The following is a 12074-nucleotide window of genomic DNA, read 5'->3' on the forward strand; positions in this document are numbered from 1 at the left end:
TGTTAGCGATGCCAGTCGCTTGGTGCGAGTCCGGTCTCTAGCCCGAGGTAGTGCAGATGGCCGTGGTCCTCCAGAGCGGTGATCACGGTGCCCGCATCGTTCGTTCCAAGGGCGGTGAGGATGGCCTGATGTCGCGCGATGCCGTCGTCGGCGCGGTGATGGCGAGCCTCCTCGCGCAGATTCATGGCCATGGGCAGCTGCAACTTGAGCAGGATGGGTTCCAGCGCGATGTTCAGTTGCCGATTGCCGGCGAGTTCCACGACTGCGGCATGAAATCCGCGGTGCGCATCGTCGCGTGCCAATTCGTCTGCCGCATCACGCATTCGCTCCAAGGCGGCCCGGACCGGTGCGTGCGCGGATGCAGGGTCGGCGACGGGGAGCGCCAATTCGATGGCGTGGCGTTCGAGCACGTGCCGCAAGGCGAACAGTTGCATGATGTCCGCCGTGGACCATTCGGTGACGCGGGCGCCGCGGCGCGGGAGATGCTCGACGAGACCCTGCTGGCCAAGCAGCCGCAAGGCTTCGCGAAGCGGCGCCCTGCTGATGCCGAAGGCGGCACATAGCTGTTCTTCGATGATCTTCTCGCCGGGCGCCAGCGTGCCGCTCAAGATGGCGGCGCGCAGCCGGTGCTCGGCGACCTCGACCAGCGTCGCGGGCAACTCGGGCCGCGAAGTGTCGAGGCTAGCCGCTCCCATGGCCCGTCGCCCTCCAGTCGATTCGCGTCGATGTGCATAGCGGTAGGAACTTTCCGACAACGTACTTCGTTGCGGGCGCGCGGTCACTTCGACACATGAACTGCCGGACGCCCGCACGCAAGCGGAGACACTCGCCTTCGCCTCAGCCGCGGGCCGCAGGCCGCTCGGCCCGATGAGCTGACTCGACGAACGGCACGACCTCTTGCAGCCAGCGTTGGGGGTCGGAGGAGAACACCACGTGACCGGTCGGCAAGGTGGTGAGCCGCGCGCCAGGGATGGCGTCCGCCACAACGCGTCCCCATCTCACCGGGGCAGTGAAATCCCTTGTTCCCCAGGTGATCAGCACCGGAGCCGCAATGTCCTTGCCGGCATTCCTCAGGTCGTGCGCGGGCTGGGCGAAGCTCCGCCACAACGCCGCCGCCGTGCGCGCGCCCGCACGCGAGCGGGCGCGTCCCAAGACGCGCCTGGCGATGCGTCGATCGTCGTCCGTCTTCGGACGCATGTACGCGCGCACGAACAGCGGGAAGACCGACCTCGCGACGGCCGGGCGGCCCACCGCCGCACAGAAGGCCCGACTGAACGGCGTGTGCGGAGTGAACCCCCCGTTGTTGACCAGCACGATTCCCGATACCCGGTCGGGGCGCTCCAGCGCGATCCGGCAGGCCGCGTACCCGCCGACCGAATTGCCGATGACGACGAGGTTGCTCAGCGCGAGGGCGTCGACGAGTTCGACGGCCAGGTCACCCAATTGGGGCGCACTCAGCGGTTCGGAAGGCTCGGGGGAGGCGCCGTGACCCGGCCAATCGACGGACACGACGCGCCTGGCGTCGCACAACGCGTCGTCCACCGGTGCGTAGTCAGTGCTGTCGTGCAGCGCCGCGTGAAGCAGGAGCAGCGGTGGCCCCTCGCCGCGATCGGTATACGAGATCGTTCCCAGGGAGGTCGTCAAGGTCGGCATGGTGGCTCCTTTCACTGACCGGGCGGTCGGTCAGTTACACTAGGCCTAAAGTCGCACACTGACAAGGGGAGCGGACGACGTGACGGCACCTGCGAAACGGACCATGCGGACGCTGGCTGCCGAGCAGACTCGGGCGAAGCTCATCGAGACCGGCCTCGTGCTCGCCGAACGACTCGGGCTCGAAGGATTGAGCGTCAACGCAATCGTCGCCGAAGCCGGCGTATCGAAAGGTAGCTTCTTCCACCACTTCTCGGACCGCACCAGCTATCTGGTCGCATTGCACCGCCGGTTCCACGACGCCTTGGCGGACGAGATCTCGGCGGTGATCGGGCCCATGACGCCGGGCCGGGAGCGATTGTCCGCCGTGGCCACCACGTACCTCGACGGCTGCCTGCGCGACCGCGGGGTCAAGGCGCTCCTGCTCGAGGCCCGTGGACATCGGCCCATCGCCGAGGAGGTGATGCGCCGCAATGCGGCGAGCGTCGCCGTCGTGGCAACCGACTTCGAGGCGATCGGTCGGCCGTACCCGCGTCAGTCCGCCAGGCTGTGGGTGGCCGCGACCGCCGAATGCGCTCTGATGGAACTCGAATTCGGCCGCGCCGATCCCGAAACCAGGGCGGCACTCGACGCCTTCGGGTGCTGAGTCGCGATGAGCCAGCGGTCCAGCCAACGGCTCAACCGTGCACCCCCGTCGAGGCCACCGGCTGCGGCCAGGTAGCCGTCCGGGCGAACCAGCAGCCAGGCCGGCCCGGGTCCGAGTTCGGGCGCGACGGCGATGTGACGCACGGCGATCACGTCATCCCAGTCGCGGTAAGCCGGAGCGAACCGCTCCGAGTCGCCCATCACGAACAATGTCAGCGTGGCCATGTCGAGTAGGTCGTACAACCTGCCCTCGGCCAGGTGAACATCGGACACCCGGTCGCCCGCGTGAAGGCCGCCGATCCGCCCACCACCCGCGCTGAGCGGCTGATCGCGATACGACGCGGAAAGCTGACCAAGCCGTGGCGCAGCCTTGTTCTGGATCCGACTACGCGACAGCAGCTTTGGGGCCAGACGGGTGAGCAGTGCGTGCACGCCCGGGCTCGTCGAGTTGAACACCTTGGTGGCGCGTTCCGTCATCGCCACGAGCTGCCGGATCACCGGTAGCCGATCGGTTTCGTAGGTGTCCAGAAGCTCGGGGCGTGCGGATCCATGCAGCACCATCGCGAGCTTCCAACTGAGGTTGATCATATCCTGGATGCCCGCGTTCATGCCCTGCCCTCCGGCCGGGCTGTGCACGTGCGCCGCGTCGCCGCCGAAGAACACCCGACGATCGCGCAGCGAGGTCATGTGCCTGCTGTTGATCCGGAACCGTGAACTCCAGTTGAGCTCGTAGAGCCGCGCATCGATGTGCGCGGTGCGGTCGTAGAGCCGCTGAATGTCGTCGAGCGACGGCTCGGGGGTATCACCGGTGACGCCGTCGGGATCGGTGGCCATGAAGCGGAAGCGACCGTCGCCCATCGGGAAGATCGCGAGGAATCCGTTGGACGCCAGGAATATCGACAACTGGTCCTCCGCCACGTCGCCGGCAACGTGCACGTCGCCGAGCACGTAGCTCTGCGTGAGCGACCGCCCGACGAACGGCAGCCCGAGCGCCTTGCGGATGGGACTGTGCGAGCCGTCGGCCGCGATCACGTACGACGCGCGCAACGTTTCCCGACCTCCGTCGGAGTGACGCAGCACCACCTGGACCATGTCCTCGTGCTGAGCGAGCGACTCGAACTCGACCCCGCGTTCCACCGTCACACCCTGGTCGCCGAGCCGTTCGGCGAGCAGTCGTTCGGTCTCGGACTGTGCGAGCATCAGGATGAAGTTGTATTCGCTTGCCATGCGATGCAATTCGATGCCGGCCAGGCGCTGTCCGTCCGCGTAGAGCGTGGTCGCCGACGCTCGATTACCGAGGCGCAGCAGCTCGTTGCCGACGCCGCGTGGGCGCAGCAGCTCGACCGTGCGGGCCTGCACGCCCAGTGCTCGCGATGTGCTCGACGCTTCGAGGGCCTTGTCGACGATGCGAACGTCGACACCGAGTCGGGACAGTTCGATGGCTGCGGTGAGTCCTGTCGGACCTGCTCCGACGATGAGGACGGGCAGTCGCTCGGCGTTCGTCATGATCTGCTCCTCACGAACTAAGTCAACACATGATGACTTAGACGGTAGGCCCAGCAAAAGACGTTGTCAACAGTTGATGACTTCACTTCACGCGTCCGCGGAATTCGACAGCATCGCTAGAACGTGTTCTAGTTCAGCGGTGGTCGAATTCACCATCGAAAACCTCAGGTCCGACGAGGTCGAGCGCCTTCGTGAGATCTTTGGACCGCTCACCGAGTCAGTCCGAGAGCTCATCGACGCCACCATCAGAACGGAGGTCGATGCCGACGTCGTGGCGGTCGCGAAGGCCGAGATCGATGCGGCGACGGCCCGCTTGCGCAGCCGCCAACTCGACGGCCCCTACGGCGTACGGATCTCCGAGGGGCATCAAATGCCGTGGGGGAACCCGGTCATCGGCTTGCGGAACCCGATTGCTCCGCCGTTGATTCTGCAGCGCACGGCGGACGGCGGTGTGTACGCCGACTTCCACCTCGGCGCCGCCTTCGAAGGGCCACCCGGCCACGTCCACGGCGGGACCTCCGCACTGATCCTCGACCACGTCCTTGGGGAATCGGCGAGTTCGGCCGAGCACCCACGGCTCACCGGGACGATCTCCCTGCGCTACCTGCGCACCACCCCGCTTGGCGACTTGCACGCCGAAGCCAGGATCGTGCGTACCGAGGGCATCAAGACATTCGCCGTCGGCCACCTGGCCGATGCCGATGGCATCACGGTGGAAGCCGAAGGTGTCTTCATCACCCCGAAGTGGGCGCGCTGATTCCAGCGGGCCCTACTGGCGGGCCATGGCCAGGTTGAAGCGCTCCTCCGGCGTGATCAGATGATCATGGCTGTCCTCACCGATGTCGAGTTGCACCCACTCGATCTCGCCGGTGAACCGGTTGCCGCTCGGCCCGTAGTCCGGTGACGCGGGCGAGCCGGTATCGGAACCGACGTCACATGCCTCGTCCGCGGAATAGCCCATGGGAATGGTCTTCTCGACTCGTCCGGTACCCACCGCCTTGCCGTCGTAGTAGAGCGTCACGTCGCCGCCCTTGGCCAGCCCGCCGCCGTCGTACGCGAACTCCATTCGGACCTGATGCTTGCCCGCCGGAATCGGCTTGTCGGCGGCGGTGATGTAGTGCTCTATGCCGAAGAAGTTGAAGCAGTACTTCAGCTTTCCTTCGTGCGCGTACAACGACCAGCCACCGACGCTGCCGCCCTGCGTGACGATGACGCCGTTTACCCCACCTTCGGGCACGACGAGGTTGGCCGTCACCGAGTAGGACTTGTTCTTCAGGGTGAGTACGCAGTTCTCGCTGACCCGCATCCGGTCGAACAGCAATTGGGTGTTGCCGCGGATCAGTTGCGGCCGACCGGCGATGTCGGGATTGATGCGTTCGAAACCGCGGTCGTCGAGCGGCACGACGTTGTACTTGACCGCCTCGATCAACCAGAGCCGTTGCATCTCAGCGAGCTTCGCCGGATTGTCCGCCGCCAGATCATGCGCCTGGGTCCAGTCCTCGGGACCGTACAACTCCCAAACGTCGGAGTCGAAGGCCGGCGGGGTGTCGGCCTTCCACGGGGTGCGGTGTTTGGTCACCGCTGTCCACCCCTGGTGGTAGATACCGCGATTGCCGAACATCTCGAAATACTGGACGCCGTGCGTCTCGGGCGCCTTGCCGTCGCGAAGCGTCGTCAGCATGCTCACTCCTTCCAGCGGCGCCTGCGCAATGCCGTTCACCAACGTCGGCGCGGGCAGGCCGGCCGCCTCTAGAATGGTCGGCGCCACGTCGATCACGTGGTGGAACTGATTGCGCAGTTCGCCCTTGCCCGCCAAGCCCTTCGGCCAGTGCACGATCGTTCCGTTGCGGGTGCCACCCCAGTGCGATGCGACCTGCTTGGTCCATTGATAGGGCGCGCACAGGGCGTGTGCCCAGCCGACGGCGTAGTGGTTGTAAGCGTCGGGGGTGCCGAAGTCGTCGATCTTGGAGAGCAGGAACTCTGTCGTCTCGATGCCTGGCATGCCATTGAGCGTGGTCATCTCGTTGAAGCAACCGTTCAGTGTGCCTTCGGCCGATGCGCCGTTGTCGCCGATGATGTAGTAGATCAACGTGTTCTCGAGAAAACCTAGGTCGTCGATGGCGTCGACGACTCGACCGACCTCGTGGTCGGTCTGTTCCAGGAACCCGGCGTAGATCTCCATCTGGCGGGCCAGCACCGGCTTGAGCTCGGCGGGCATGTCATCCCACGCCGGGATCTCGTCATGGCGCGCGGTGAGCTCGGCGTCCTTGGGCACGACGCCGAGCTTCTTCTGGTTCGCAATTGTCTTATTCCGCAGCACATCCCAGCCGGCGTCGAACTTGCCCTTGTACTTGTCCGACCATACCTTCGAAACTTGGTGCGGTGCGTGGGTGGCACCAGGAGCGAAGTACATGAAGAACGGCTTGTCCGGCACCAGGGCCTTCTGTTGCCGCACCCAGGTGATGGCCCGGTCGGCAAGATCCTCCGTGAGGGTGTAGCCCTCCTCGGGCGACTTCGGCGGCTCGATGGCGGTCGTGCCTTCGTAGAGTCCGGGGTAGTACTGGTTTGCCTCCCCGCCGACGAAGCCGTAGAAGTACTCGAACCCGGATCCGGTGGGCCACTGATGGAATGGGCCCGCGGGGGAGACTTCCCACACAGGGACCTCATGGCACTTGCCGAACTGCGCCGTCGAATACCCGTTCAGTTTCAGGGTTTCGGCGATGGGCGCCTTCTCTTTGGGCCTGATGCTGCAGTTTCCGGGCGCCGACGTTGCCATCTCGGTGATGGCACCCATGCCTACCGAGTGATGATTGCGGCCCGTCAGCATCGCCTGCCGGGTGGGCGAGCACAGCGCCGTGGTGTGGAACCTGTTGAGCTTCACGCCACCTGCGGCCAGCCGCTCGGCCACCGGCGTCTGGCAGGGCCCGCCAAACGCGGAAGAGGCGCCGAATCCGACGTCATCAATCAGGACGATCAGCACATTCGGCGCCCCCTTGGGCGGCCGGAGTTCGGTGATCGGCGGGTACTTCGTGTTGGGATCCTTGGCGTCGTAGGTCGTGAGCCCCACGTGCTTCGGATCCGGGATCGGCAACTGCTCGCGTGCCAGATGCGGCTCAGCAGTCGCCGCGGTGACCGGCTTGGCCGTCGATTTCGGCGCGGCGGGAGCCTTCTTCGGTTTGGCCGTCTTGGCGACTGGCTTCTCCTTCGCGGGCTTCTTCGACGTCTTGGCCACGGCGTGCTCCTAAACCGAATTGGTGCCCGCACCGCCCCCGGTGAGCAGCGAAGCGCTCAAGAGCCTACGTCAGGCCAGTGGGTGCGAAGGGGTGTTCCGCACGACTGAGCATCGACCGTGCGATGCGGTCACGGCGAGTGTGGCAACCGCTCGGTTCCTGCCGTGATCGTGGCCAGTTGGTTTGTGATGGTGCCGATTTCAGCAACCAGCAAGCGCGCCGTGGCCGCATCCGAAGACGGCAACGCGCCTCGCACCCGGTCGGCCGCGACCGTGAGCTGGTCGACATCGGCGCTCCACGGCGAGCCAGGCGTCACCGGGTCACCGCACAGCGCCTGAACGTATTCGTCTACCGCGCCGACGAAATCCCGGTCCCATGTGGCCGGTGGGCGCGCAGGCAGACTGGTCTCCAGCGCCGTGCACGACGCGGTCACCACGTTCAGCGCGGTTCGGTATGACCGCAACCATATGCGGATGTCGCCGTCATCGGTCGGACCGGATCCGGCCGCCGCCTCGAAGGCCGCCCTGGCGCGGTACGCGCGCTCCCACGCCGCCGAGAGCGCTTCGGTCGGCCGATCGAGCTCGTGCACGAACGCCTTGATCACCGTTGCCGCATAGTCGATTTCCGTCTTGAGCAGCTCGCCGGCGCGTTGGCGCAGCCGGACCACCGCGTGGTCGGGGAGGGCCACGTGGGCGAGTACCGCAAGTGCACCGCCGATGAGTGTCGCGAGTAACCGGTCGCTGACCGTCGCCGCGCCAGCGGAGCCGCCGACGTCCACCAGCAAGACGATCGCCGCGGCCAATGCCGCGCTGACGGCGAGATAGCCGAATTCGGAGACCGCGTAGGCGACCGCGAGGAACACGACGGCCAGGCTGGCCGCCAGCAGCCCGCTGGGGTGGAGCACGACGATGACGATGGAGGCGACCAGGATGCCGAGCGCGTTGCCCGCCACCCGGCCGACACACCGGGTGTAGGTGTGTGCGGTCTCGGGACGCAGCACCATGACCACGGTCAGAGGTATCCAGTAGCCGTGATCGAGGTCGGCGAACCGAGCGATCACCACCCCGGCCGCGGCGGCCACGGACAGCCGAAGCGCGTGCCGAAGCACCGGAGCCTCCCAGGTGAGCTGAGCGCGTACCGCAGCGGCCACCACGCGTAGCTCGCCATGCAGCCCTGTCCGCCGAAGCTCCACGAGGTCCGGCGACGGCGACACCTCGCCGTAGCGCAGTCCGATTGCTTCCCGGAGTTGTCCGGAAAGTCGGTGTACCAATGCCGATTCCGGCCCCGTCACCGCCACAACCGTGGCGTCGAACCTACCGAGCGCATAGGCCGCTGCCCGACGTCGGGCCGGGCTGGGTTCGGCGATGGCCGCCAGCACGTCTGCGGCCGCCACCAGCACTGGTGACAGCGTCTTCGCGCCAGTCGATTTGCCCGCGACAGCGCTAATGGTCACCGAGAGGCGTTCCGGCAGTCCGTACCACGTGCGGTAGGAAAGTGGGCGGCGGGCGGCCTGACCTTCGGTCAGCGTGAAGGCGTCGCGCAGCGCGATCAGCGGTTCGGGATCGACGCGCCGCGTCGGGTCGTCGGCCATGGTGCGCGCATCGTCGGCCAGCGACAGGTAGGCCCGCGACAATGCGGATCGCTGCACCCGCCAGCGCCGGCGCGGCCAGGTCGCAATGAGCAGGGCTTGGACCAGTCCACCGAGCACGGCCAGCGCGCCAGCGGTCGCGGCGCCCGGCCAAGCCGGTACCGCAGGCGACGTGACGACCAACAGCGCGGTAGCCGCTGCGGCGACGAGCCCGGCGTTGGCGCTGACCGCCCATGCCATCCCCGCCCCGAAACACCACGCCGCCACCAACTCCGCAAACACCAGCCCGTACCGCCCGAGCCATGTGGCGATCAGTACGGCGGCACCCATCGCCAGGGCTACCCAGACGACGAGCCGAAACCGACCACGCGGGCTGTCCTGTAGCGCAACCGCGCCCGCGATGGCGGCCGCGCCTCCCGCGGCGGTGGCGGCGCCGGCGCCACCCCAGTGCAGCGCCGCGCCCGCGACGATCAGAACGCCAAGCAGACTACGAACGACGGCCCCGATGTCGGGCAGCGTCGGCCGAATGGCCAGGCCCTTCATCACCAGTCCATTCTTACCCGCCTGCCCGTGGATCCGGGGTTTCCGCGGGTTGGCGCTCCGGCGAGTTGCCGGCTGCCGAGGAGTAGGTTCGTGGCCGTGGAGAAGGTGATCATCACGCTGCGAGGCGCGGCGGCCGACGATGCGTGGTGCAAGGCCTTGCGTAGCGACGTCGCCGACGACCTACTGGCGCTGGACCTGCCGGGGCTGGCGGTCAACGTGCGAGACGAACCGGTGCGGGACTCGATGATGACGCTAACGACCCTCGACCCGCCCGTGGTCGGGTTGGTCACGGTGTGGACCCACCAGAGTTACGGTGCGCAGTTGAACGCCGCGCTCGCCCGTCTGCGCCAGGCCTGCAGCGACGTGGCCGCCTACCTCGTCACTGAGTCCGTGCCATTGCCCCCACCATCGCCGGGCCCCGGCGAGCGCACCGACGGGCTGGCCAACGTCGCGCTGCTGCGCAGGCCGGCCGACCTCGACCAGGAGACCTGGTTCGCACGGTGGCACATCGATCACACGCCGGTCGCGATCGCGACCCAGTCGACGTTCGGATACACCCAGAACGCGGTCGTCCGGTCACTCACCCCTGGCGCCCCCCATCTCGACGCGATCGTCGAGGAACTCTTCCCGCTCGAGGCCACCAGTGACCTGCACGCGTTCTTCGGCGCGGCCGATGACGCCGACCTGGCCGACCGCATGAACCGGATGGTGGCCAGCACGTCGGCGTTCGGCGCCAACACCAACGTGGACACGGTGCCGACGAGTCGCTACGTCTTCCGGTCCCCGTTCGCGAGCGCACCTACTTCGGAACCGGTTCGATGACAAGCCTTTCCGATGCCGTTGCACTTGCCGCCGACGAGAGCGGGCTGGCAGTCGTGTCGACGCTGCGCGCCGACGGCAGCATTCAGGCCTCGCTCGTCAATGCGGGCGTTGTCCCGCACCCTGCGACGGGCCAAGCCACGCTCGCCTTCGTCACCTACGGCAAGGTGAAGTTGGCGAACCTGCGCGCCCGTCCTCAGCTGGCGGTGACCTTCCGCAAGGGCTGGCAGTGGGCGACGGTCGAGGGCACTGCCGAACTCGCCGGACCCGACGACGCGCAGCCGTGGCTGACCGAGCCCGACGCATTGCGACTGCTGCTGCGCGACGTGTTCACCGCAGCAGGGGGTACCCACGACGACTGGGACGAGTACGACCGAACGATGGCCGAGCAGCGCCGCACCGTCGTGTTGAGCGCACCCACCCGGGTGTACTCCAACGGCTGAGCCAGCCCAGTAGGCTGCGGGCGTGCTTGTTCAGCTCGAGGACGCCAACGGGGTCCGCACCATCACACTCAACCGGCCGGAGGCCTTGAACGCCTTCAACGAGGCGCTGTACGACGCGACGACGGTGGCCCTGCGCGCCGCCGACGAGGATCCCGCCGTCGCCGTCGTGCTGTTGACAGGGGCCGGGCGGGCGTTCAGCGCTGGCAACGACCTCGTCGAGATGGCCGCCCGCGTCACCGATCCCGACTTCGTGTCGGGGGAGTACGGATTCGCAGGGATGATCGAGACGCTCACCGCCCTGCGCAAGCCCTTGATCCTCGCGATCAACGGCCTCGGAGTCGGCATCGGCGCCACGATCATCGGCTTCGCCGATCTGGTCTTCATGTCCTCGACCGCCCGCTTGAAGTGCCCGTTCACCAGCCTGGGCGTCGCCCCCGAAGCAGCTTCGTCCTACCTGCTGCCGCAGCTCGTCGGTCGCCAGAACGCGGCCTGGATCCTGATGTCGTCGGAATGGGTCGACGCGGACGAGGCGCTCCGGATGGGACTGGCGTGGAAGGTTTGCGAGCCGGACACACTACTTTCCGAGGCCCGTCGGCACGCGGAAGTGCTTGCGTCCCGGCCAATTTCGAGCCTGATCGCGGTCAAGCACACGATGGTCGAGCCCAACCGGGCCGAGATCGCCGCCGCGGCCGCACGCGAGTACGCCCAATTCGAGGTGCTACTCGGAGGAGCGGCGAACGCCGACGCGCTCGCCGCGTTCGCCGACCGCCGCGACTAGGGCACTGCGGGCGGCAGCAATCGCGGGATGGGCGTCGTTGCCGCGGCGGTAGGCCAGCCGGGTCCGGCGCCGGATGGGCAGCGGCGTCAGGACGACTGCGGGCGGCGGCGCAAGGGCGCCGAGGTCGGGAACGAATGCGACGCCCTGCCCGGCCGCCACCAACGCGAGCACGGCGCCGAAATCGTCGGCATGGTGGCGGATGCGCGGCGTGAAACCGGCTGCTTCGCAAGCTCTTACGGTAAGCGCATGGCAGAGCGTGCGCGGAGTGCCTGCAATCCAGCCGGCCTCACGCCGGTCAGCCAGTGCACCCTGATCCAGCGCCGCCAGATGAACGGTCTCTTCGAATAACGGTTCCGTCTGCAGGGCGGCATCGGATACGAACGGCACGTAGTCGTAGTCCTGCACCAGGGCGACGTCCAGGGCTTCCTCCCGCAGCGCCTCGGGCACCGCCGCCGGATCCAGTTCCGCGACCTGTAGCTCGAGGCCGGGATGATCGGTGCTGAGCGCGACGAGGGCGGGCGTGAGAATCGTCGGCACCGCGGTGGGGAAGACTCCGATGCGCAAGGTCCCGACGAGCTCGGATTCGGTCGCCGCCAGACCGGCGGCAGCCTCCTCCAAAATCGCGAGAATCGACTCGGTGTGTTGGACCAATACGAGGGCTGCGGTAGTCAGCGTGACCCGCCTGCCGGTCCGCTCGAGCAGCGCCACTCCCGTCTCGCGTTCGAGGGCGGTGAGCTGTTGCGAGACCGCCGACGGCGAGTAGGCAAGCGATTCGGCGACGGCCGCGATCGTTCCGCGCCGGGCCAACTCACGGAGCAGCCGGAGCTTACGGACGTCGAGCATCAGTTCACCTTATGCTCTGCGAAAGAAAT

The 12074-nt window shown here is 67.2% G+C and carries 11 protein-coding genes; 5 read left to right on the forward strand and 6 right to left on the reverse strand.

Annotated elements, in window-relative coordinates; all coding sequences use genetic code 11:
* Positions 1-2: 2 nt before the first annotated feature.
* Both SLQ30_RS27845 and SLQ30_RS27850 read right to left on the reverse strand, forming a co-directional pair.
* Positions 3-695, reverse strand: coding sequence for a GntR family transcriptional regulator (locus tag SLQ30_RS27845; protein WP_319450134.1), 693 nt, complete (start codon positions 693-695; stop codon positions 3-5).
* A 142-nt stretch (positions 696-837) separates the two neighbouring features.
* Entirely contained in the window at positions 838-1653 is an 816-nt protein-coding gene (locus SLQ30_RS27850) for an alpha/beta hydrolase (RefSeq protein ID WP_319450133.1), read from the reverse strand.
* A 79-nt stretch (positions 1654-1732) separates the two neighbouring features.
* Here SLQ30_RS27850 and SLQ30_RS27855 point away from each other — a divergent pair, with 79 nt between their 5' ends.
* Positions 1733-2296 carry a TetR/AcrR family transcriptional regulator gene (locus SLQ30_RS27855; protein ID WP_319450132.1) on the forward strand — a complete coding sequence of 188 codons (564 nt, stop codon included), beginning with the start codon at positions 1733-1735 and terminating at the stop codon, positions 2294-2296.
* Here the strand turns inward: SLQ30_RS27855 and SLQ30_RS27860 are convergent.
* Positions 2185-3801, reverse strand: a complete 1617-nt coding sequence (locus SLQ30_RS27860; RefSeq protein ID WP_319450131.1) for an FAD-dependent oxidoreductase — start codon at positions 3799-3801, stop codon at positions 2185-2187. The genes SLQ30_RS27855 and SLQ30_RS27860 overlap by 112 nt on opposite strands.
* A gap of 139 nt (positions 3802-3940) precedes the next feature.
* On the opposite strand from SLQ30_RS27860, the gene SLQ30_RS27865 reads away from it, so the two are divergent.
* Positions 3941-4558: a PaaI family thioesterase gene (locus SLQ30_RS27865; RefSeq protein ID WP_319450130.1), complete on the forward strand. Its 618-nt coding sequence runs from the start codon at positions 3941-3943 to the stop codon at positions 4556-4558.
* Positions 4559-4570: 12 nt separating this feature from the next.
* On the opposite strand, the gene SLQ30_RS27870 is transcribed toward SLQ30_RS27865, so the two are convergent.
* Together SLQ30_RS27870 and SLQ30_RS27875 are read right to left on the reverse strand one after the other, a co-directional pair.
* Entirely contained in the window at positions 4571-6907 is a 2337-nt protein-coding gene (locus tag SLQ30_RS27870; protein WP_319450174.1) for an arylsulfatase, read from the reverse strand.
* Positions 6908-7161: 254 nt separating this feature from the next.
* Positions 7162-9162 carry an FUSC family protein gene (locus SLQ30_RS27875; protein ID WP_319450173.1) on the reverse strand — a complete coding sequence of 667 codons (2001 nt, stop codon included), beginning with the start codon at positions 9160-9162 and terminating at the stop codon, positions 7162-7164.
* A 96-nt stretch (positions 9163-9258) separates the two neighbouring features.
* Here SLQ30_RS27875 and SLQ30_RS27880 point away from each other — a divergent pair, with 96 nt between their 5' ends.
* Genes SLQ30_RS27880 through SLQ30_RS27890 form a run of 3 tightly spaced genes read left to right on the forward strand, consistent with a single transcriptional unit; the run spans position 9259 to position 11202 of the window.
* Entirely contained in the window at positions 9259-9984 is a 726-nt protein-coding gene (locus tag SLQ30_RS27880; RefSeq protein ID WP_319450172.1) for an EthD domain-containing protein, read from the forward strand.
* A complete protein-coding gene (locus tag SLQ30_RS27885) occupies positions 9981-10424 on the forward strand; it encodes a TIGR03618 family F420-dependent PPOX class oxidoreductase (protein WP_319450129.1) in 444 nt (147 codons plus the stop codon). Before SLQ30_RS27880 ends, SLQ30_RS27885 begins: the two co-directional genes overlap by 4 nt.
* Positions 10425-10446: 22 nt before the next feature.
* Positions 10447-11202, forward strand: coding sequence for an enoyl-CoA hydratase/isomerase family protein (locus SLQ30_RS27890; RefSeq protein WP_319450128.1), 756 nt, complete (start codon positions 10447-10449; stop codon positions 11200-11202).
* Here SLQ30_RS27890 and SLQ30_RS27895 read toward each other — a convergent pair.
* The gene (locus SLQ30_RS27895) at positions 11143-12045 is read right to left on the reverse strand and encodes a LysR family transcriptional regulator (protein WP_319450127.1); all 903 of its coding nucleotides are present in this window, start codon (positions 12043-12045) and stop codon (positions 11143-11145) included. The two genes, SLQ30_RS27890 and SLQ30_RS27895, sit on opposite strands and share 60 nt — an antisense overlap.
* Between the last annotated feature and the right edge of the window lie 29 nt (positions 12046-12074).

The organism is Mycobacterium sp. RTGN4 (genome assembly GCF_033804635.1).
GTDB lineage: Bacteria > Actinomycetota > Actinomycetes > Mycobacteriales > Mycobacteriaceae > Mycobacterium.

What these genes read in the sequence shown, in the direction of transcription:
- SLQ30_RS27845 (WP_319450134.1), bottom strand. Translation starts at nt 695, where the DNA reads ATGGGAGCGGCTAGCCTCGACACTTCGCGGCCCGAGTTGCCCGCGACG.
- SLQ30_RS27885 (WP_319450129.1), top strand. Translation starts at nt 9,981, where the DNA reads ATGACAAGCCTTTCCGATGCCGTTGCACTTGCCGCCGACGAGAGCGGG.
- SLQ30_RS27860 (WP_319450131.1), bottom strand. Translation starts at nt 3,801, where the DNA reads ATGACGAACGCCGAGCGACTGCCCGTCCTCATCGTCGGAGCAGGTCCG.
- SLQ30_RS27895 (WP_319450127.1), bottom strand. Translation starts at nt 12,045, where the DNA reads ATGCTCGACGTCCGTAAGCTCCGGCTGCTCCGTGAGTTGGCCCGGCGC.
- SLQ30_RS27850 (WP_319450133.1), bottom strand. Translation starts at nt 1,653, where the DNA reads ATGCCGACCTTGACGACCTCCCTGGGAACGATCTCGTATACCGATCGC.
- SLQ30_RS27875 (WP_319450173.1), bottom strand. Translation starts at nt 9,162, where the DNA reads ATGAAGGGCCTGGCCATTCGGCCGACGCTGCCCGACATCGGGGCCGTC.